Raw genomic sequence first — 19,855 nt, 5'->3', positions numbered from 1 at the left:
GGCGCTGCCGTTTCTGTTTTTTATTTTGTTATGATACCGGTTCTTTTTTACCGTTTATCATGGAGTGATTATGAAGCGTATTGCCATTGATATGGATGAAGTGATTGCCGACTTCCATCCTAAAATTGTTGCCACCTGGAACAGCCACTTTACCCAGCAGCTTAGCGCGGAAGAACTGAACCTGTTCGATCTGCACCAGGATTCCCCAGAACAGCTGGCCGAGCTGTTTGCTCTGGTGGATCATCCGACCTTCTTCGACGATCTGGCAGTGATTGCCGACAGCCAGCAGGTTATCGCCCGGCTGAGTGAGCATTACGAGATTTTTATCACCACCGCAGCCATGCTGATGCCGAGTTCGTTCAATGCCAAATTCCGCTGGCTGAACACTCACTTTCCGGCTATTCCGCATAGCAACATCGTCTTCTGCGGCGATAAAAGCATTATCAACGCCGATTATATGATCGATGATAACGTGATTAACTTTGCCAACTTCTGCGGAGAAGGCATTCTCTATTCCGCGCCGCATAACCGCAAGGTGACCGGCTACCGCCGCGCTGAAAATTGGCAGGATATTGCCACCCTGTTGCTGTAATCAGCTTATGGAAAAGGCGCGAAATCTCGCGCCTGATGCGCTACGCCTGGCGGCGATGATGCTGCAACATCGTCTCCATCAGCTGTTTTAGCAGCGGCTGTACGCGCTGCGCTTTATCACTTCGCCAGGCAAAAGGCGGATGCTCATCCATATAGTTACACTGCGCCAGCTCAAGCTGTAACGCATGTTGGTTCTCCCCCGGCTTACCGTAGGCGCGGGTGATGTATCCCCCTTTAAAACGCCCGTTCACGACCCAGCTGAACGCTGACTGCGCCGCGCAGCATTGGGTCAGGCTCTGCGCCATCGCTGGCGTACAGCTCGCCCCCCCGTTGGTTCCCAGATTGATATCCGGCAGCTGACCGTCAAACAGGCGCGGCACCCGCGAGGCAATAGAGTGGGCGTCAAACAGCAGCGCATAGCCAAAACGCCGTTTGATCTGTGCCAGTTCATGCTGAATTTTATCGTGATACGGCTGCCAGATCTGCTGTAACCAGAGGTGACGCAGCGAGGCATCCGGCGTTATACCCGGCTTGAAGGTTGGCGTACCGTCAAACAGCGTTTCCGGATAGAGTCCGGTGGTCGCAGTGGTATAGAGCGCCTGATTGTCCGGCGGGCGATTAAGGTCGATGACAAATCGTGAGTAGTTCGCTGACAGCACGCTCACCCCCATTTCACGGGCAAAATCGTACAGCTCGGGAATATGCCAGTCGGTATCCGGCAGGCTTTGCGCTTCATCGCTAAGCCCGGCCTCAACCTCCGGTGTGAGCATCGTACCCGCGTGCGGAATACTCAGTAGCAGCGGCAGTGTACCGGCACTGAATTGATAAGCATTCATCGTTCTTCTCCACGGAAAATTACCCGGCAGGGCAGCTGCCCGCCCAGCCAGTAAACCAGTTCGGCCGGGCGTGCCAGCGGCCAGTGAACAAAATCAGCCATCTTACCGCTCTCCAACGAGCCGATGCGTTGTGCCAGGCCCAGCGCCCGCGCGGCGTGTAGCGTCACCCCGGCCAGCGCCTCCTCCGGCGTCATGCCAAACAGCGTACAGCCCATGTTCATCATCAGACGTAGCGACAGCGCGGGCGAAGTGCCGGGATTGGCATCGCTGGCCAGCGCCATCGGCACCTGATAACGACGGAATAGTTCCACCGGAGGACGCTGTTTTTCACGCAGCAGATAGAAAGCGCCGGGCAGCAGCACCGCTACCGTGCCATGCTGCGCCATCGCCGCAACGTCACTTTGTGTGGCGTACTCAACATGGTCGGCAGACAGGGCGTCAAATTCAGCCGCCAACGTACTGCCCCCCAGTGATGAGAGCTGCTCCGCGTGCAGTTTCAACGCAAAGCCCAGTGCTTTAGCGGCAATAAACACCCGTCGCACCTGGTCGGGCGAAAAGGCCAGATGTTCGCAGAAGGCATCCACCGCGTGCGCCAGCCCTTCTGCCGCCACCTGCGGCAGCAGCTGGTCGCAAATCACATCAACCCATGCCTCGGGGTCGTGCTGGTACTCCGGCGGGATAGCATGTGCGGCCAGACAGGTGGCCTGAATTTGCGCCGGCACCTGCTGCGCCAGCTGGCGGATAGCCTGCAACATGCGCAGTTCGCTGGCGACCTCCAGCCCGTAGCCAGATTTGATCTCCACGGTCGTCACCCCCTCTGCCAGCAAATGTTGTAAGCGCTGTCGGGCAGCGTCCACCAGCTCGGCCTGCGAGGCGCTGCGCGTGGCGCGCACCGTGGCGAGGATCCCCCCACCCTGTGCGGCGATCTCACTGTAGCTCACGCCATTGAGACGCTGTTCAAATTCATCACTGCGGTCGCCGCCAAACACCAGGTGCGTGTGGCAGTCCACCAGACCCGGAGTGACGATCCCGCCGCCAAGATCGGTTCGCTGGCGTGCCTGAATATGCGTTGAATCGGCATAAGGTCCTACCCAGACGATCTGTTCGCCGCTGACCGCTATCGCACCCTGTTTAATGATGCTGTAGCTTCCGCCCTGCATGGTGACGATATCCGCCCCGAACCATAAATGGTCACAGCTGAGTTGCTGGTTCATCCGTTCTTCCACCTTGTGCACTTTACTGTTGGATCATAAGTATGTATATGTATATACAACCTCATTGCACAGGAAGCAACCATGACTCGCTTTTTTGCGCCACGCGCACTTATGGCCGATGGCTGGCAACATAACGTTCTGATTGAAGTCGATGCCCAGGGATTTATCAGCGCCACCACCGCCAACGCCCAGCCTCAGGATGCGCGGTGTCTTAATGGCAGCGTGCTGCCCGCAATGGCTAATCTGCATTCTCATGCCTTCCAGCGGGCAATGGCCGGACTGGCCGAAGTGGCAGGTCATCCGCAGGATAGCTTCTGGACCTGGCGTGAACGGATGTACCACATGGTAGAGCGCCTGACCCCTGAGCAGGTCGGTGCCATTGCCACCCATCTCTACGTCGATATGCTGAAAGGCGGCTACACCCAGGTAGCGGAATTCCACTATCTTCACCACCAGCCTGACGGGCAGCCCTATCCCGATGACGCCATGCTACACCAGCTGATCGCAGCAGCAGAACGCAGCGGCATCGGCCAGACGCTGCTGCCAGTGTTGTACAGCTATGCCGGCTTCGGCAGTCAGCCAGCCCAGGCAGGACAAAAGCGATTTATCCAGGATGCGCAAAGCTATATGGCGCAACAGCGACGCCTGCAACAGATGATTAAGGCCAGACCGCTGCACAACCAGGGCCTGTGCTTTCATTCACTGCGCGCCGTCGATGAACAGCAAATGCATGACGTTCTGGCGGCCAGTGAGCCACATCTGCCGGTACATATTCACATCGCCGAACAGGAAAAAGAGGTCAGCGACTGCATGGCATGGAGCGGCGAACGTCCGGTCAACTGGCTGCTGGACCGTTTTCAGGTTGATGCACGCTGGTGCCTGATCCACGCCACCCATCTTAACCAACAGGAAATCAGCCGCCTGGCCGCCAGCAAGGCGGTCGTTGGCCTGTGTCCAACCACCGAAGCCAATCTCGGCGATGGTATTTTCCCTGCCTGCGACTATATTGCGCAGGGTGGCCGCTGGGGGATCGGCTCCGACAGTCATGTTTCACTGGACGTAGTGGAAGAGCTACGCTGGCTGGAATACGCGCAACGACTGCGCGACCGCCGTCGCAACCGCATTGTCACGCCACAACAGCCATCGGTTGGCGAAGTCCTGTTTCAGCAGGCGCTGACGGGGGGCGCTCAGGCCTGTGGGGTAAAGACCGGCAGCCTGCAACCGGGTTACCGGGCCGACTGGCTGGTTCTGAGCGATGATGCACTGCTCGCCAGCACCGCAGATAGCGCCCTGCTTAATCGCTGGCTGTTTGCCGGTCATCGCGCGCAAATTCAGGATGTGTTCGTCGCCGGGCAACAGCGTATCCATGCCGGGCAGCATGCGCAGCAGGCGCAGATTGATGACGATTTGCGTCAGGCGCTGGCGGCACTGCAATGATCCATCCCTATGACAGCCGCACTCTGCCGGTCAGCCGCTGGCGTAACGGTGGAGGTGAGACGCGGGAAATTATCAGCTCTCCCCCCGGCGTGGAGGATTTTGACTGGCGCATCAGTATTGCCACCATCGCCGCCGATGGCGATTTTTCGCTATTTCCGGGCGTTGATCGCCTCATCACTGTGCTAAGCGGCGGGGTAACGCTCTACTGCCAGGACAAGCTCTACCAACGACTGGCGCTGAATCAGCCTTTTGCCTTTGCCGGGGAAGAGAGCATCACCGCGCGTATTATCGGTCACAGCAGCAGCGATTTTAATATTATGGTGCGGCGCGACCGATTTCGGGCGCAGGCAGGTATCAGCCACCAGCCTCTGACGCCCGCGTCAGTCAGCGGCGTGGTCTATGTCATTTCAGGGCGCTGGCAGCATGGGGAAACCCGGCTGTCGGTTGGTCAGGGGGCATGGTGGCAGCAGGGTGCGGAAACCTTTGTTCCGCTCTCCACAGATGCGCAGCTGTTATGGGCAACGATCGTGCCGCGCTAAACATCAGCCGTGCCCTTTGAAGCGCCCCAGCAGCTGATAACGTGAACCGGGATACAGCAGGCGGGCATAGGTCACGATTTTGCTGTCACTCCAGGTCTGGCGGCGGATTAACAGACAGGGATCCTGCGCCGCAATCGCCAGATGCTGGCACTGGCTGGCGTCCGGTAGCACCGCTTCGACGATATGCTCCCCCGCCGTCAACGGCGCGACCTGCATCAGATAGGTGTAGGGCGTCAGGCTGTGGTAATCCTGTTGCAGATAATCGGGTGCGATTTGCGGGTTAACCAGCCGATCCTCCAGCTGCACCGGCAGTTCATTCTCAAAGTGCACCATCAGCGAGTGAAATATCGTCTGCCCGGTGCTTAAACCCAGCATGGCCGCCTTCTCCGGGCTGGCTTTACTTTCTCCCAGCGTCAATATTTTACAGCTGTGGCGATGACCGCGCTCGGCGATCTCTTCAGCAATATTGTGGACTTCCAACATGGCGGTGTAGCCTTTCATCTGTGCAACGAAGGTGCCCACCCCCTGCATACGCATCAGATAGCCTTCACTGGTCAGTTCGCGCAGCGCACGGTTAATCGTCATGCGGCTGACGCCAAGCTCGTTCACCAGCTCGCTTTCTGACGGTACGCGCTGATTGGGCTGCCATACCCCTTCGCTAATCTGACTGACAATGGCCTCTTTCACGCGTTGATAAATCGGAGCAGGTCGATCGCTCATGGCTGCTGAAAGTTGAGAAATGGCGGTCTGGCGAACCATAACGAATTCCTTGTTGTCGTAATGGATGCAGTTTACTGGCTAATATCCGATATGTATAGACATGTGGGTTGCACCCCTTTGTAGCACGGTGAACCCTAAAAGTGCAGCCCGCCAACGGCGAATGTGTTGACTCCTGCGCCATCCTTGTCCTGGAATTTTGTGACAGAGCTGGCACAACCCTTGCTAGTTGTATAGACAAGACTATACAGATGTGATTCACTCGAAGTTATTCAAACAAGAGTCACTGCAAACACACTTGTCTATACAGGAGTAAACATGTCACTAACCGCGCATCACTGCCTGCTGACCCCGGGCAAAGTGGATCTCGCCACCCTCAAATCCATTTATCGCGGCGGGGTCACACTGGCGCTGGACGCCGCCTCACGCCATCTTATTGAGCAGGCACATGCTACGGTTACGGATATCGTCCGTTCGGGCAAAGTGACCTACGGGATTAACACCGGGTTTGGCAAACTGGCCCAGACCACCATTCCCGCCGAGCGTCTTGCTGAACTGCAACGCAACCTCGTGCTGTCTCACAGCGTTGGACTGGGCGAATTGCTGCCGGACGACGTGGTGCGGCTGATCGTGGCAACCAAAGTGATTAGCCTGGCGCGCGGTCACTCCGGCATCCGCATCGAGCTGGTTGACGCCCTTATCGCACTGTTTAACGCCGGGGTTATGCCCTGCATCCCGGAAAAAGGTTCGGTCGGTGCCTCGGGGGATCTGGCACCGCTGGCTCATCTGTCGCTGATGCTGCTGGGCGAAGGCGATGTGCGCGTGGCGGGTAAACGGCTGCCTGCTACGCAAGGTTTAGCCCTGGCTGGACTGCAACCGTTTGTTCTCGGCCCCAAAGAGGGCCTGGCATTGCTGAACGGCACCCAGGTATCCACGGCGTTGGCATTACGCGGCCTGTTTGAGGGCGAGAATGTTTTCGCCGCCGGACTGGTGGCAGGCGCCCTGTCGCTGGAAGCGATTAAAGGCTCGGTGAAACCTTTCGACAGTCGTATCCATGCCGCACGCGGTCAGCCGGGGCAAATTGCCGTGGCGGCGGCGGTTGCTACGCTGCTGGAGGGCAGCAACATCCTGGCTTCCCACGTTAACTGTGGACGTGTTCAGGATCCCTACTCGATTCGCTGCGTACCCCAGGTGATGGGGGCCTGCCTTGATAACCTCAATCATGCGGCGCGGGTACTGCAAATTGAGGCCAACGCCGCCTCCGACAACCCGCTGGTGTTCACCGATAGCGGCGAGGTGATTTCCGGCGGTAACTTTCACGCCGAGCCGGTGGCGTTTGCCGCCGATATTATTGCGCTGGCGGTGGCCGAAATTGGCGCAATCTCAGAACGCCGTATGGCGCTGCTGCTGGATAGTAGCCTCTCCGGCCTGCCGCCGTTCCTGGTCAATGATGGCGGAGTAAATTCCGGCTTTATGATCGCTCAAGTCACCGCTGCAGCGCTGGCCTCTGAAAACAAATCTCTCGCTCATCCGGGCAGCGTTGACAGCCTGCCGACCTCCGCGAACCAGGAAGACCACGTATCAATGGCGACCTATGCCGCGCGTCGCCTCGGCGCAATGTGCTTTAACAGCGCCGCCGTGGTGGGTATTGAGGCGATGGCCGCTGCTCAGGGCATTGATTTTCATCTTCCGCTTACCAGCTCACCGCAGCTGGAAAAGGTCATGATAGCCCTGCGTGAACGGGTCGCATTTTTGGAAAAAGATCGCCTGATGGCACCGGATATCGAACAGATGCGCCAGTGGGCCAGCGCCGACTGCTGGCCGGAAGCGGTCGCCGCCCTGCAACCTTCACGCGCTGTTAAATTTTGATTTAAAAAGGAATAAACCATGACTGAATCCCTGAACCATGCCGTTGCCCGTACCATTCGCGCCCCACACGGCAACCAGCTGCACTGTGCCAACTGGCTGATAGAGGCGGCCTGGCGCATGATCCAGAATAACCTTGATCCAGACGTTGCCGAGCGGCCCGAAGACCTGGTGGTCTATGGCGGCATCGGTAAAGCGGCGCGTAACTGGGAGTGCTTTGAGCAGATCCTGCGATCGCTACAGGCGCTACAGCCGGAAGAAACCCTGCTGGTACAGTCCGGTAAGCCGGTTGGGGTGTTCCGCACGCATGCAGATGCCCCACGCGTGCTGATCGCCAACTCCAACCTGGTCCCCCACTGGGCGACATGGGACCACTTCCACCAGCTGGATAAAGCGGGCCTGATGATGTATGGGCAGATGACCGCCGGCTCCTGGATCTACATTGGCGCGCAGGGCATTGTGCAAGGCACCTTTGAAACCTTTGCTGAAGCGGGCCGCCAACATTATAACGGCAGCCTCGCGGGCCGCTGGATCCTGACGGCGGGGCTGGGCGGCATGGGCGGCGCACAGCCGCTGGCGGGCGTGCTGGCAGGCGCATCGGTGCTGGCTATTGAGTGTCAGGAATCACGTATTGATTTCCGCCTGCGCACCCGCTATCTGGATCATAAAGCCTTCTCGATTGACGAGGCACTGGCGCTGATTGCCAAAGCCAATGATGAAAAGCGGGCCATTTCCGTCGGTCTGCTGGGCAACGCCGCAGAGATCCTACCTGAACTGGTGCAACGCGCCAAAGCGGGAGGGATCAGGCCAGATATCGTTACCGATCAAACCTCTGCGCACGACCCGATCAACGGCTATCTGCCCGCCGGTTGGGATGTGGCCCGCTGGGAGTCAGAGCGTAAAACCAATGCCAAAGCGGTGGAAAAAGCCGCTCGTGCCTCGATGGCCGTTCACGTACAGGCGATGCTCGACTTCTGCCATATGGGCATTCCTACCGTGGACTATGGCAACAATATCCGTCAGGTGGCGCTGGATGAAGGCGTGAAAAACGCCTTTGATTTCCCAGGCTTCGTCCCCGCCTATATCCGTCCGCTGTTTTGTGAAGGTAAAGGGCCGTTCCGCTGGGTCGCGCTCTCCGGTGACCCGGAAGATATCTATAAAACCGATGCCAAGCTGAAAGAGCTGTTTCCGCAGCACCAGAACCTGCACCGCTGGCTGGATATGGCCCAGGAGCGCATCGCCTTCCAGGGATTACCGGCGCGCATCTGCTGGCTTGGGCTGGGTGAGCGCCATCTTGCCGGTCTGGCCTTCAATGAGATGGTGCGCAACGGCGAGCTGAAAGCGCCCGTGGTGATCGGTCGCGACCATCTTGACTGTGGATCGGTGGCATCGCCAAACCGTGAAACCGAAGCGATGATGGATGGTTCCGATGCCGTTTCCGATTGGCCGCTGCTGAACGCCCTGCTGAATACCGCTGGCGGAGCCACCTGGGTCAGTCTGCATCACGGTGGCGGCGTGGGGATGGGCTTCTCTCAGCACTCTGGCGTGGTGATAGTCTGTGACGGGAGTGAGGAAGCCGACCGGCGTATTGCCCGCGTGCTGTGGAACGATCCGGCAACCGGCGTGATGCGCCATGCCGATGCGGGTTACGAACAGGCCAAAGCCTGCGCCCGTGAACACCAGCTTAATCTGCCGATGATCTCATAAACCTTTTACGGGCCTGCCTGCAAACGGCAGGCCCCTCCTGCCACGACCGCCCTCTCAACACTAATTTGTGCTAACTTAGTTTCTGTACGCTAGCGGATAGCCCACTCTGTACAGGAGAATTCCCCTATGACCATCCCCCTTTCGCTTATCGCTGAAGCTACCGCCTGGCGCAGAAAGCTGCACGCCTGCCCGGAACTCGGTTATCAGGAGCATCAGACGGCACACATGGTGGCGGAACAGCTGACGGCGCTGGGGTTGCAGGTACATCGCGGGCTGGCAGGCACCGGAGTGGTCGCCACGCTGGAAAACGGCCCCGGCCCGGCGATTGGGCTGCGCGCAGATATGGATGCCTTACCGATCACCGAACTCGGAAACGTCGATCACCGCTCCACCCGACCTGGCGTAATGCATGCCTGCGGCCATGACGGACACACCGCCATCCTGCTGGCTACCGCCAAACATCTCTCAGCCACCCGCCGCTTTAGCGGTAGCGTGCACTTTGTTTTTCAACCGGCAGAAGAAAACCTCGGTGGCGCACGCCGTATGGTGGAAGAAGGTCTGTTTACCCTCTTCCCGATGGAAGCCATTTACGGCATGCACAACTGGCCCGGGCTGGCTGTGGGTGATGTTGCGGTCAACGACGGGGCGATGATGGCCTCGCTGGATTCATTCGAAATCACGCTGCGCGGCCGCAGTTGCCATGCGGCAATGCCGGAGAACGGTGCCGATCCGGTGGTGGCAGCGGCCCAGCTGATCCTGGCGCTGCAAACCATTCCGTCGCGCCGCCTTTCTCCGCTGGCCTCGGCGGTGGTCAGTATTACCCAAATCAACGGCGGCGAGGCGATAAACGTTATTCCGGAAGTGGTGGTGCTGCGCGGCACCCTGCGCTGTTTACAGGCCGATGTGCGCATTCGCGTGCGCCAGATGATCGACGAATTTGTCACCGCTTTTACCGCCCCGTTCGGCATTGTCGGGCATATCGACTATCAAACCGGCTATCCGGTGACGGTAAATAATGCGCTGCAGGCGGCCCGGGTGCGTGACTGTGCGCTGACGCTGCTACCGGCTGAACGGGTACACAAAAATATCAATCCCTCAATGGCATCGGAAGATTTTGCCTGCATGCTGGAAGCCTGTCCGGGCGCTTATTTCTGGCTGGGAGCCGACGGTGCCAGCGCTTCCGCACCGCTGCATAATGCCCATTATGATTTTAACGACGAGCTGATTGCTCCGGGCATCGCGCTGTGGACGGCGCTCGTCGAGCGCCTGCTGACGCAGCAGTAACTCCCCGGCGCGGCCAGACGACTGCCCGCGCGGAGATGACTTAATATCCTGCCTGAACGATCTGCGTCAGTGCCGCATCGAGATCCGGCGTGCGCCCGGTCGCCATATAGCAGCAGGCAATTTGCAGTCGCAGCGACTGCGGCACGGCGACCTGACGATCCAGGCAGCGGCGGATCCAGGCGGCGGTGGTCAGCGCATCCTTCGCTGACGGCAGCTGGTCAGAGCCCGTCACCAGGTCGGGCTGGCGCTCTGTCAGTACCTGCGGCTCATCTCCGGCAATCAGGCTGATAGACGGGCAGCGTTGCGGATTGGCATACACCTCACCCTCCGTGCCGTTGAGCAGCAGCCCACGGCCGCCGACGGCGCTGAAAAATTTGGCGATGCGCGGAATGTATTCCGGGTGCGACACGCTGGCGAGGCGCAGCGCGGCGTCTTCGGCAAACGGCGTCGCCAGCTTGGCAAGGGTATGTGCACTGTTGCGCACTCCCATGCGCCAGCGCAGCGCCAGCTGCTGCTCCAGCGGGGCACACAGCACCCCCACCGGCATAAACACCAGCTCGCCCGCATCCAGCTTCGTCTGGGCTTCTGCGGCTGAACGTACGGCGGGAACGCCGAGCGCGGCAAATACCGCTTCACTGGTAATACGCGTGGCATCGTCGCTAACGCCGTGCACCACGACCGGGAAACCGAGTTCAGCCAGCAACAGCGCCAGCAGCGGCGTCAGATTGCCCTGCTTACGCGCTCCGTTATAGCTGGGGATCACCACCGGCATCGGGCGCTGTGCGGGGGGCGTCAGACGCGGCATCAGCTCCTGCATCGCCCGGTAAAAACCGAGCATCTCCTGCTCACCTTCACCTTTAATACGCAGTGCTATCAGTATCGCTCCCAGCTCCAGCGGCGGCACCTCTGCGGCCAGCATCTGGCGATAGAGCGCACACGCCGTGTCGGCGTCGATATCACGGGCATGGTTCTTACCCCGGCCAATCTCTTTGATAATCTTGTTGTATTCCATGCTTATCGGCTCGCTAAATTTGGTTAACGTCGCCGCCGTGCGGCAGGTTTCTTATGCCCGGCGGCAGGAACGGCTTTGGGCAGCTCGCCTTCCGGCATCGGCGGCTGCTCTATCGGAAATACCGGCAGCGCCCCCAGCAGGCGCGCGCCATAGCTTTTGTTAATCAGCCGACGATCGTAAATCACGATTTCGCCGTAACAGTCGTGGCTGCGGATCAGCCGTCCGACCTGCTGGATCAGATTAAAAGAGGCGCTGGGCAGACTTTGCACCTCAAAAGGATAGCGCTTCAGGCTTTTCAGCCACTCTCCCTCAGTCAAAATAACCGGGCTGTCCACCGGCGGGAAGGCAATTTTATGAATATGCACCTGCGACAGCAGCTCACCTTTCAGATCCAGCCCCTCGGCAAAGGACTGTAAGCCAACCAGGACGCTGGTTTCGCCCTGCTCCACGCGTTTACGGTGCAGCGCCACCAGCGCGGGGCGCGGTTTATCCCCCTGCACCAGCATCATCAGACGCAGTTCCGGCAGATAGCTGAGAAACTGCTGCATGGCGCGATTGCTGGCAAACAGCACCAGGATGCCTTTATGCGCCGCCAGGCGGATCTGCTGGCGGAAGAAGTGCGCCATTTCCGCCAGGTGCTGTACCTCGTTGGCGAGCATGGGCTCAACCGTCATCTGCGGGATAACCAGCTTGCCCTGCACAACATGGTTAAACGGCGAATCCAGCGCCACAAAACGATCGCCGACTTTTTCGCTAAGACCGGACATCTCCTGTAGACGCTGGAAACTGTTGAGCGAGCGCAGCGTGGCCGAGGTCAGTACCACATGAGGGATTTTGCGCCACAGCAGTTTTTCCAGCTGTTCGCTGACGCGGATACCGGCACAGTGCAACAGGTAATGTGCGTTGCCATCGCGTATTTCACGCGTGATCCATTTCGACACCGGCGCACCGGACGCCTGCTCCATTGACGCCAGCCGCCACAGCTTGCTGCTGGCCTCAAAGGCACCCAGCGCCCTGCTCATCTGGATCAACGTGCGCTGCAAGCGCACCACGTCATACTGGCCGGTTTTTTCACTTAAATCGTTCATCATCCCTTCTGCCAGCCCGCGCAGTGCGTCACTGAGCTTAAACAGCCGGGCGCACAGGGTCATTATCTCTTCGGACAAGCGCCCCATCTCAAAGCGGAATTCATCTTCCGGCCCCTCTGGCGGCAGATACAACGCGAAAATCTGCGTGAGCATCTGCAACTGCTCGCGCATCTCTTCACAGTGGGATTTCAGCTTGTCAGGATGGCTGAGCGGCGGCGGTCGTTTCGGGCGGAACTGCGCCAGGCACTGCTCCACCAGGCGGCAGAACAGATCGAGCTGCAACGCGTTCCAGCCCGGCGTGACGTCCCCGCTCATCTCCAGCGCATCACGCGCCACCTCCGGCAGATGATGACCTTCATCCAGTACTAACAGCAGATCTTTCGGCGGCGGCAGCACCGATTCGGTTTCCAGCGCCGCCATCACCAGCGCGTGGTTTGCTACCACCACGTCGGCATGTTCAATTTCACGCCGCGCGATATAAAACGGACATTCACGGAACCAGTGACAGTGACTGCCCAGGCAGTTGGCCTTATCGGTACTGAGGCGCTGCCAGAGAGAGTCTTCAATATTGTCCGCACTGTGATCGCGCAGTCCGTCCCACTGATGGCGGTTAAGGGATTTTTCCAGTTCGCGACAGACCTCGCGCTCATCCTTACTGGCGGTCATCTCGTCGTCGAGAAACAGCAGCAGATCGCCCTGCTGCTTATCGTCGCCAGCCAGCGCCGACAGGTTGCGCGGGCAGACGTAGCGCCCACGACCAAAGGCGGCGGTGAACTTGAGTTCAGGGATAATCTTTTTTAACAGCGGCAGATCTTTGCTGAAGATCTGATCCTGCAACGCCACGTTAGCGGTACTGACCACCAGCGGTTTTTCCTCGGCACGGCTCACGGCAATGCCGGGGATCAGATATGAGAGGGTCTTCCCCACCCCGGTAGGGGCTTCTATCGCCAGATGGCGGCCGTCGTCCCCCGCCAGCGTTTTCGCCACTTCGGCGATCATCTGCCGCTGCGGGGCGCGCGGAATAAAATCGGGGACTTGCTGTTGCAGGGCTTTATACCACCCGGCAATCTGCGTTTTTAACGCGACAGTTAACGCCATGACAACCACTTCCAGCTAAACAAGGCTGTATTTTTACACAGTATGGCGTCGCCGTCAGCCTGCAAACGCCCGTTGGCAAAAACTCTTGCGCTGGCAGCGAAAGCGGTTAGCCGCTGCGTTGTTTATACATCACCGTGGTGCTATCCAATTCGCCTGCCGTGGACCGGGCATAGGCGGGGATCTGCCCGGCGACCTGCCAGCCGAGCTGATGGTAGAGTGATTCGGCAATATCGCCGCTGCGCGTATCCAGCACCAGCAGGCTACGTCCGGCCTGCCATGCCCGCTCTTCGGCCTGGCACATTAGCTGGCGGGCAATGCCGCGTCGCCGTGCGTCCGGATGCACCAGCAGCTTAATAATTTCACCGCGATGCGCCCCATTAGCCGGCATTGCCAGCACCAGCATCACCGTCGCCACAATCCTTCCTGCGATGCGCGCCACCAGCAGCTGCTTATCGCCACAGGCCAGGCTAAGCACCGCATCCTGCCAGAAGTGATGCAACACCTCCGGATCGCGATGGATAAAGCCGATACTGGCACCTTCAGCAATACAGCCATCAAGCACCGTACAGAGTGCCGGAAGTTCGGCCTGCGCCTGCTGTGCCGTTAACCATTGATATTCTGTCATGGGCGTGCCACCACCAGCGCGTAGTGCGCGCCCGTGGCCTCCGGCGCATGAAAAGAGCTACGACCAAACAGATGAAAGCGCAGACAATCTCCCTGCTCCAGCCGCCACTGACGATCGTCCAGGGCAAACTCCAGCACGCCGCCAAGCATCCAGATATGCTGCTCCAGCCCGGCCAGAGGCGGTATGTCGTAATCGATACGCGCACCGGCATCAAGCCGTGCTTCAATCAGTTCCGCATGAAATGCGGGTGCGGGGGGAGAAACGCTACGCCGCTGATAGCCGTTCTGTGCATCGCGCCAAACGCTCTGCCGATCGGGACGCAGAAGCTGAATGTCGTCCAGCTCCACTTCACTGAGCAGGCGTGACATGGTTAAGCCATAGACGTTGCACAGACGATTGAGCAAGGTGGCTGTCGGGCTGCTCTCCGCACGCTCGATGCGCGATAGTGAGGCACGACTTATGCCGGTAAGTTCTGCCAGCGTCTCCAGCGACCAACCTTTTTCACTACGCAGGTCGGATAGTCGTTGGGCGAGCCGCTGCTCTGTTGGGTGGATATCCATTGCGCCATCTCATTTTTGGGAAATAATCTCTTATGTGAGATATAACCCACTTTGCCCGCCTCACCAAGTTGTACACAAAAAAATAGTTTGTACAACAAAGCAGAATTGAGTAGTTTGTTTGCAGGTCTGACAGTGAGTAAGAGGTAAATCATGACCCTGTACAGTATCGGTGACGTCGCTGAACGCTGCGGCATCAACCCAGTTACACTGCGCGCCTGGCAGCGACGTTATGGACTGCTTAAACCCCAGCGCACCGAAGGTGGCCACCGCCAGTTCGACGATGAAGATATTCAGCGCATAGAAGAAATAAAACGCTGGATTGAGAGCGGCGTGTCGGTTGGCAAAGTTAAGGCTTTGCTGGAAGGCGAAAATAGCCATAAAGATGACGGACTGGTCGCGCTTCAGGAAGAGATCCTCAGCCTGGTCCGTCTGGCACGCCCGGCTAAGCTACGTGTAAAAATTGCGTCTTTAGGAAAAGAAGTCCCGGTTGATACCTTAATCGACCATGTTTATATCCCTATTCGCCAGCGCCTGGGTCTTGACCAACATACGGCACGCACTCTGTGCAGTTTTCTGGATGGCGCGTTAATTGATTACATCTCTTTCTGTCTGACCGGCGTGCGCAAGAAAGCCGGAAAGGACGCTCTCCTGATGGGATGGGGAGTCACCGACCGCACACGCCTGTGGCTGGAAGCCTGGCGGCTGTCGCAGCAGGGATGGCGTATTGATCTGCTGGCCGAACCGCTGGAATTACCGCGACCTGAACTTTTTCCGGGCCAACATATTTTTGTCTACAGCGGTAAAACGCTGACCATGCGCCAACAGGAACAGCTGGCCCATTGGCAGGAGCAGGGACTCTCCATCACCTCGCACGGTATCTGAAGGAACCCCCTATGACGCAGCAGGCCGCACTGAACCAACTGGTGTCGTTTTATCAACAGCTCGATACCAGCCGCCTGCCGATGCTGGCCAATATCTACCACCCGCATATCCGCCTGTGCGACCCGGTTGGCGAACATCAGGGGCTGGATGTGGTGGAGGATTACTTTGCCGCACTGCTGAAAAATATGCGTTATTGCCGCTTTGTGGTGACGCTAACCCGCGAATTTGACGCCGATGCCCTGTTGCTGTGGCGTATGGAATATGCGCACCCGGCGCTTCAAGGGGGCGCAGCTCAGACTCTGGAAGGCAGCAGCTACCTGCAATTGCAGGATGGCAAGGTGATTTTCCAGCGTGATTACTACGATATGGGCGCGATGCTGTACGAAAAGCTACCGCTGCTGGGCACGATAGTTCGCCGGGTTAAAAAGAGGCTACAACCATGAAACGCGTCCTGATCACCGGAGCCAGTTCCGGTATTGGCCTACAGCTGGTGCGCGATTACGCCGCCGACGGCTGGCATGTCACCGCCTGCGGGCGCAACCAGAAAAAGCTGGAGGCGCTGCACGCCGGGCATCCGCACATCGACATTTGCACATTTGACATCACCGACCTGGCGGCCACCCGGGCCGCTCTTTCCGGCATTCTTGTCGACCTGGCGATCCTTTGTGCAGGCACCTGTGAATACATCGACCACGGGATTATCGATGCCGAAAAGGTTCACCGCGTGATGCTGACCAACTTTAGCGGCCCGATTAACTGCCTCGACATCCTGCTGCCCCAGATGCAGCCCGGCAGTCGCGTGGCGCTGGTGGGATCTGTCGCCAGCCTGGTCGCCCTGCCGCGCGCCGAAGCCTATGGTGCGTCAAAAGCGGCGCTGGCCTACTTCGCCCGTAGCCTGGCACAGGATGTTAAACGCCAGCAGATCGGCATCAGTCTGGTGTTGCCCGGCTTTGTCGACACCCCGCTGACACAACGTAATGACTTTGCCATGCCGATGATGGTCGATACGGTACAGGCTTCGCGTTTTATCCGCCGTGGGCTGGCTAAAGGACAGACTGAAATTGCCTTTCCCCGTCTGTTTGCCTTTATGCTGCGGGTAACCTCACGTTTGCCCCTTGGCCTTCAACGTCTGCTCACGCAAAAAATAGCGAGGTAATCCGTGCGGGTTGCAATTATTGGTAGTGGTATTGCGGGTATGAGCTGCGCATGGAAGCTGGCTGCACACGCAGAGGTCGATCTGTATGAATCTGCATCAACCCCCGGTGGCCATACCGCCACGGTTGATGTCGAAGTGGAAGGTGAGAACTGGTCTATCGATAGCGGATTTATTGTCTATAACGATCGCACCTATCCACGCTTCCTGGCGCTGTTAGCCGAGCTGGGGTTGGAAAGCAGGCCGACTGAAATGAGCTTTTCGGTGCAGAATCAGCGCACGGGGCTGGAATATAATGGCCACTCGCTCAGTAGCCTGTTTGCCCAACGTCGTAACCTGCTTAAACCCTCCTTTTACCGCTTTCTGCTGGAAATTGTGCGCTTTAACCGCTGCGGTAAAACGTGGCTGGCGCAACCCCGCCAGCAGGGAGTGCTTGATGATTTTCTGCGTGAGAACGGATTCAGCGACTTCTTTGCCCAGCACTATATCCTGCCGATGGGAGCCGCTATCTGGTCCACCTCGCTGGCACAGATGCGCACGATGCCGCTGGCACAGTTTCTCAACTTCTTTCACCATCACGGCCTGCTGGATTTAAGGCAGCGCCCGCAGTGGTTCGTCGTACCCGGCGGCTCGCGCGAGTATATCCGGCGTATGATGCAGCTGATGGGTGAACAGATAAATCTGTGGCTGGCAACGCCGGTCACCCGCGTGATCCGCGATGCTGAAGGCGTCACGCTGGAAAGCACGCGGGGTGCGCAGCGCTATGACCAGGTGATTTTCGCCTGTCACAGCGACCAGGCGCTGGCCCTGCTGGCTGACGCCTCCCCGGATGAGCGCACCATGCTGGCTGGCGTACCCTATGGCGCTAATGAAGTGGTGCTGCATACCGACACCAGCCTGCTCCCACAGGCACGCGCCGCCTGGGCCAGCTGGAACTACCACCTTGACGACAGCGGTGCAGGCGATGAGCAGGCTGCTGCCAGCGTCACCTACAATATGAATATCTTGCAGGGCCTTAACGCCAGACACACCTTCTGCGTCAGCCTGAATCCCACGCGCTCCATTGATACAACCAAGGTGTTACGCCGTTTCACCTACCATCATCCGCAGTTTGGTGCAGACTCGCCGCAGGCTCAGCAGCTACGGCTGCGGCTCAACGGCGACAACCGCAGCTGGTTCTGCGGTGCCTGGAGCTATAACGGCTTTCATGAGGATGGCATCCGCAGCGCGCTTGACGTTATCAGTGGCATGGCACAAAAGGGGCTGCTGTGAACAGCGTGCTCTACAGCGGCCATGTCCGTCACCGCCGTTTCACCCCGGTGGATCATCGCTTTAGCTATAAAATTTTTATGCCGCTGATCGATCTTGATGAACTGCCGCAGCTGAGCGAAGTCGGTATCGGCAGCGGGCGTCTGTGCGCGGCCAGCTTCTGTCCCGACGATTACCTGGGCGGCGGCGATATCAAGCAGCGCGCTCAGGCCCGTATTGCCGAACTGACCGGAGAGCACCTGAGCGGACGGGTGATGTTACTCACCCAGCTGCGCTACTTTGGCTGCTCTTTTAATCCGGTCAATTTTTACTATCTCTATGACGACGCCGATATCCTGCGCTGGATGCTGGCGGAAGTGCGCAATACGCCGTGGAATGAGCGTCATACCTACGCGGTCAAACCGGATGGCAGTGAAACCACCGAGAAGGCGTTCCATGTTTCACCGTTTAATCCACTGGAGATGATTTACCACTGGCGGCTCTCTGCGCCCGGTAAATCGCTGCTGGTGCATATTGAGAATCACCGCGTCGGCCGAGAGTTTGACGCCACTTTACATCTGCGGCGCCAGCCGTTAACCCGAAAAAATTTGCGCTATTTTCTCTGGCGTTTTCCGCTGATCACCGCACGTACCGCGCTGGCCATTTACTGGCAGGCCTGGAAGCTATGGCGCAAAGGTGCGCCGGTTTATCCTCACCGCAAAGCAGAGAAATGATCGATGACTGACACAAATATTAGCCTGACACGCCGTGACAAAATGGGTAAATGCTGCCCGGCGTCGCGCCGTGCGGTCTTCTCCCTGCTGCAAGCCGTTCAAGGCGCGGGGCTCACCCTGCACGATCCGCATCTGGGTCGGCAGTTCTTTGGTGATAGCGAAGCGGCGCTACAGGCAGAAATGGTGGTGCTCCACGGGCGCACTTACCGCCGGATACTGCTGGGCGGTACTATCGCCGCCGCCGAAAGTTTTATGGATGGCGACTGGGAAACTCCGGATCTCACCGCCCTGCTGCTGCTGCTGGCTAAGAATATTCACGTTGCTGATAAAATAAAGTCGCGCCTGAGCTGGCTAACAGCACCGCTGAATCAGCTGGTCCACGTCCTGCGCAGCAATAACGTGCGCCAGGCGAAGCGCAACATTGCCGCGCACTATGACCTCGGCAACGATTTCTATGCCAGCTTTCTTGACCAGGCGATGCTCTACTCCAGCGCCTGGTTCCCCCAGCCGGAGATGACGTTGGAACAGGCGCAACAGGCTAAAATGCAGCGCCTGTGCGACCAGCTTGCTCTTGGGCCGCAGGACCATCTGCTGGAGATCGGCAGCGGCTGGGGGGCAATGGCAGAATATGCCGCACGGAAATACGGTTGCCGCGTGACCACCACCACCATCTCACGCGAACAGTATGAATATAGCTGCCAGCGTATTGCCGCAGCGGGGTTAGCCGACCGCGTCACGGTATTGTGTGAGGATTACCGCCATCTCAGCGGGCAGTACGACAAGATTGTTTCGATAGAGATGATCGAAGCGGTCGGTAAAGCCTATATCCCACTGTTTATCCAGCGCTGCCAGCAGCTACTGAAACCCGGCGGTCGCATGGCATTGCAGGCGATCACCATCAGCGAAGAGCGCTTTGCTTCTTACGCACGCGGCGTCGACTTTATTCAGCGCTATATCTTCCCCGGAGGCTTCCTGCCCTCCGTCAGTTTGTTAGATGACACGCTGAAAGCGGTCAGTGATTTCAGCATCATCGACCAGTTTGAGATAGGTGAAGATTACGCACAGACCCTGAGATGCTGGCGACAGCGCTTTGACCTTGCCTGGCCGCAGCTGGCACAGGGGCGTTTTGACTCGCGTTTCCGTCGTATGTGGCTGTTCTATCTCTGCTACTGTGAAGCGGGCTTCCGCGCCCACACTATCGGCACCGTGCAGCTCACGCTGCAACGGCATGAACCGCTGGTACTCTGACACTGACCTTTTGGCG

General features: G+C 58.5%; 19 protein-coding genes. 12 read left to right on the top strand and 7 right to left on the bottom strand.

Features of this window, described 5'->3' with window-relative positions; all coding sequences use genetic code 11:
- Positions 1-70 precede the first annotated feature (70 nt).
- Positions 71-592 carry a 5' nucleotidase, NT5C type gene (locus EPIR_RS06535; protein ID WP_023654533.1) on the top strand — a complete coding sequence of 174 codons (522 nt, stop codon included), beginning with the start codon at positions 71-73 and terminating at the stop codon, positions 590-592.
- A 40-nt stretch (positions 593-632) separates the two neighbouring features.
- Here the strand turns inward: EPIR_RS06535 and hutG are convergent, their stop codons facing one another.
- Together hutG and hutI are read right to left on the bottom strand one after the other, a co-directional pair.
- A complete protein-coding gene (gene hutG, locus EPIR_RS06530) occupies positions 633-1,427 on the bottom strand; it encodes an N-formylglutamate deformylase (RefSeq protein WP_023654531.1) in 795 nt (264 codons plus the stop codon).
- Complete coding sequence (gene hutI / locus EPIR_RS06525; protein ID WP_023654530.1) at positions 1,424-2,641, bottom strand: imidazolonepropionase; 1,218 nt, start codon at positions 2,639-2,641, stop codon at positions 1,424-1,426. The genes hutG and hutI overlap by 4 nt, the downstream gene beginning before the upstream one ends.
- Before the next feature lie 81 nt (positions 2,642-2,722).
- Here hutI and EPIR_RS06520 point away from each other — a divergent pair, with 81 nt between their 5' ends.
- Positions 2,723-4,078 (top strand): formimidoylglutamate deiminase, encoded by a 1,356-nt coding sequence (locus EPIR_RS06520; RefSeq protein ID WP_023654529.1) that lies wholly within the window; start codon positions 2,723-2,725, stop codon positions 4,076-4,078.
- Positions 4,075-4,617 carry a HutD/Ves family protein gene (locus tag EPIR_RS06515; protein ID WP_023654528.1) on the top strand — a complete coding sequence of 181 codons (543 nt, stop codon included), beginning with the start codon at positions 4,075-4,077 and terminating at the stop codon, positions 4,615-4,617. Before EPIR_RS06520 ends, EPIR_RS06515 begins: the two co-directional genes overlap by 4 nt.
- 3 nt (positions 4,618-4,620) lie before the next feature.
- Here the strand turns inward: EPIR_RS06515 and hutC are convergent, their stop codons facing one another.
- A complete protein-coding gene (gene hutC, locus EPIR_RS06510) occupies positions 4,621-5,376 on the bottom strand; it encodes a histidine utilization repressor (RefSeq protein WP_023654527.1) in 756 nt (251 codons plus the stop codon).
- Between the two features lie 276 nt (positions 5,377-5,652).
- Between hutC and hutH the strand changes: the two genes are divergently transcribed.
- The 3 genes from hutH to EPIR_RS06495 all read left to right on the top strand — a co-directional run bounded on the left by hutH (position 5,653) and on the right by EPIR_RS06495 (position 10,191).
- On the top strand, positions 5,653-7,203 hold the full coding sequence (hutH, locus tag EPIR_RS06505; protein ID WP_023654526.1) for a histidine ammonia-lyase: 1,551 nt from the start codon (positions 5,653-5,655) through the stop codon (positions 7,201-7,203).
- Positions 7,204-7,221: 18 nt separating this feature from the next.
- Complete coding sequence (gene hutU, locus EPIR_RS06500) at positions 7,222-8,907, top strand: urocanate hydratase (protein ID WP_023654525.1); 1,686 nt, start codon at positions 7,222-7,224, stop codon at positions 8,905-8,907.
- Between the two features lie 126 nt (positions 8,908-9,033).
- A complete protein-coding gene (locus EPIR_RS06495) occupies positions 9,034-10,191 on the top strand; it encodes a M20 aminoacylase family protein (RefSeq protein ID WP_023654524.1) in 1,158 nt (385 codons plus the stop codon).
- Positions 10,192-10,231: 40 nt separating this feature from the next.
- Here the strand turns inward: EPIR_RS06495 and ybiB are convergent, their stop codons facing one another.
- From ybiB to EPIR_RS06475, 4 genes are all read right to left on the bottom strand, one after another.
- The gene (gene ybiB / locus EPIR_RS06490; protein ID WP_023654523.1) at positions 10,232-11,203 is read right to left on the bottom strand and encodes a DNA-binding protein YbiB; all 972 of its coding nucleotides are present in this window, start codon (positions 11,201-11,203) and stop codon (positions 10,232-10,234) included.
- Positions 11,204-11,226: 23 nt separating this feature from the next.
- Entirely contained in the window at positions 11,227-13,389 is a 2,163-nt protein-coding gene (gene dinG, locus EPIR_RS06485) for an ATP-dependent DNA helicase DinG (RefSeq protein ID WP_023654522.1), read from the bottom strand.
- Positions 13,390-13,495: 106 nt separating this feature from the next.
- Positions 13,496-14,014 carry a GNAT family N-acetyltransferase gene (locus EPIR_RS06480; RefSeq protein ID WP_023654521.1) on the bottom strand — a complete coding sequence of 173 codons (519 nt, stop codon included), beginning with the start codon at positions 14,012-14,014 and terminating at the stop codon, positions 13,496-13,498.
- Positions 14,011-14,574, bottom strand: a complete 564-nt coding sequence (locus EPIR_RS06475) for a helix-turn-helix domain-containing protein (RefSeq protein ID WP_023654520.1) — start codon at positions 14,572-14,574, stop codon at positions 14,011-14,013. Before EPIR_RS06475 ends, EPIR_RS06480 begins: the two co-directional genes overlap by 4 nt.
- Positions 14,575-14,724: 150 nt before the next feature.
- Between EPIR_RS06475 and EPIR_RS06470 the strand changes: the two genes are divergently transcribed.
- From EPIR_RS06470 to EPIR_RS06445, 6 genes are read left to right on the top strand one after another with little or no spacing between them, the layout of a single operon-like run.
- Complete coding sequence (locus tag EPIR_RS06470) at positions 14,725-15,456, top strand: MerR family transcriptional regulator (RefSeq protein WP_023654519.1); 732 nt, start codon at positions 14,725-14,727, stop codon at positions 15,454-15,456.
- A gap of 11 nt (positions 15,457-15,467) precedes the next feature.
- A complete protein-coding gene (locus tag EPIR_RS06465; RefSeq protein ID WP_023654518.1) occupies positions 15,468-15,899 on the top strand; it encodes a nuclear transport factor 2 family protein in 432 nt (143 codons plus the stop codon).
- Entirely contained in the window at positions 15,896-16,612 is a 717-nt protein-coding gene (locus tag EPIR_RS06460; protein WP_023654517.1) for an SDR family NAD(P)-dependent oxidoreductase, read from the top strand. The genes EPIR_RS06465 and EPIR_RS06460 overlap by 4 nt, the downstream gene beginning before the upstream one ends.
- 3 nt (positions 16,613-16,615) lie before the next feature.
- On the top strand, positions 16,616-17,881 hold the full coding sequence (locus EPIR_RS06455) for an NAD(P)/FAD-dependent oxidoreductase (protein ID WP_023654516.1): 1,266 nt from the start codon (positions 16,616-16,618) through the stop codon (positions 17,879-17,881).
- Complete coding sequence (locus EPIR_RS06450) at positions 17,878-18,591, top strand: DUF1365 domain-containing protein (RefSeq protein ID WP_023654515.1); 714 nt, start codon at positions 17,878-17,880, stop codon at positions 18,589-18,591. The genes EPIR_RS06455 and EPIR_RS06450 overlap by 4 nt, the downstream gene beginning before the upstream one ends.
- A gap of 3 nt (positions 18,592-18,594) precedes the next feature.
- Positions 18,595-19,839, top strand: coding sequence for an SAM-dependent methyltransferase (locus EPIR_RS06445; RefSeq protein WP_023654514.1), 1,245 nt, complete (start codon positions 18,595-18,597; stop codon positions 19,837-19,839).
- Positions 19,840-19,855 lie beyond the last annotated feature (16 nt).

The sequence above is a fragment of the Erwinia piriflorinigrans CFBP 5888 genome (assembly GCF_001050515.1).
GTDB lineage: Bacteria > Pseudomonadota > Gammaproteobacteria > Enterobacterales > Enterobacteriaceae > Erwinia > Erwinia piriflorinigrans.
Note: the sequence above shows the minus strand (reverse complement) of the source record. Positions and strands in the feature narration are given on the sequence as shown.

Bases quoted from the DNA above. Each gene is read 5' to 3' on its own strand.
- EPIR_RS06535 (WP_023654533.1), top strand. From the start codon at position 71: ATGAAGCGTATTGCCATTGATATGGATGAAGTGATTGCCGACTTCCAT.
- hutI (WP_023654530.1), bottom strand. From the start codon at position 2,641: ATGAACCAGCAACTCAGCTGTGACCATTTATGGTTCGGGGCGGATATC.
- EPIR_RS06470 (WP_023654519.1), top strand. From the start codon at position 14,725: ATGACCCTGTACAGTATCGGTGACGTCGCTGAACGCTGCGGCATCAAC.
- EPIR_RS06495 (WP_023654524.1), top strand. From the start codon at position 9,034: ATGACCATCCCCCTTTCGCTTATCGCTGAAGCTACCGCCTGGCGCAGA.
- hutH (WP_023654526.1), top strand. From the start codon at position 5,653: ATGTCACTAACCGCGCATCACTGCCTGCTGACCCCGGGCAAAGTGGAT.
- EPIR_RS06480 (WP_023654521.1), bottom strand. From the start codon at position 14,014: ATGACAGAATATCAATGGTTAACGGCACAGCAGGCGCAGGCCGAACTT.
- hutC (WP_023654527.1), bottom strand. From the start codon at position 5,376: ATGGTTCGCCAGACCGCCATTTCTCAACTTTCAGCAGCCATGAGCGAT.
- EPIR_RS06515 (WP_023654528.1), top strand. From the start codon at position 4,075: ATGATCCATCCCTATGACAGCCGCACTCTGCCGGTCAGCCGCTGGCGT.
- hutG (WP_023654531.1), bottom strand. From the start codon at position 1,427: ATGAATGCTTATCAATTCAGTGCCGGTACACTGCCGCTGCTACTGAGT.
- hutU (WP_023654525.1), top strand. From the start codon at position 7,222: ATGACTGAATCCCTGAACCATGCCGTTGCCCGTACCATTCGCGCCCCA.
- EPIR_RS06445 (WP_023654514.1), top strand. From the start codon at position 18,595: ATGACTGACACAAATATTAGCCTGACACGCCGTGACAAAATGGGTAAA.
- EPIR_RS06475 (WP_023654520.1), bottom strand. From the start codon at position 14,574: ATGGATATCCACCCAACAGAGCAGCGGCTCGCCCAACGACTATCCGAC.
- dinG (WP_023654522.1), bottom strand. From the start codon at position 13,389: ATGGCGTTAACTGTCGCGTTAAAAACGCAGATTGCCGGGTGGTATAAA.
- EPIR_RS06520 (WP_023654529.1), top strand. From the start codon at position 2,723: ATGACTCGCTTTTTTGCGCCACGCGCACTTATGGCCGATGGCTGGCAA.
- EPIR_RS06465 (WP_023654518.1), top strand. From the start codon at position 15,468: ATGACGCAGCAGGCCGCACTGAACCAACTGGTGTCGTTTTATCAACAG.
- EPIR_RS06460 (WP_023654517.1), top strand. From the start codon at position 15,896: ATGAAACGCGTCCTGATCACCGGAGCCAGTTCCGGTATTGGCCTACAG.
- ybiB (WP_023654523.1), bottom strand. From the start codon at position 11,203: ATGGAATACAACAAGATTATCAAAGAGATTGGCCGGGGTAAGAACCAT.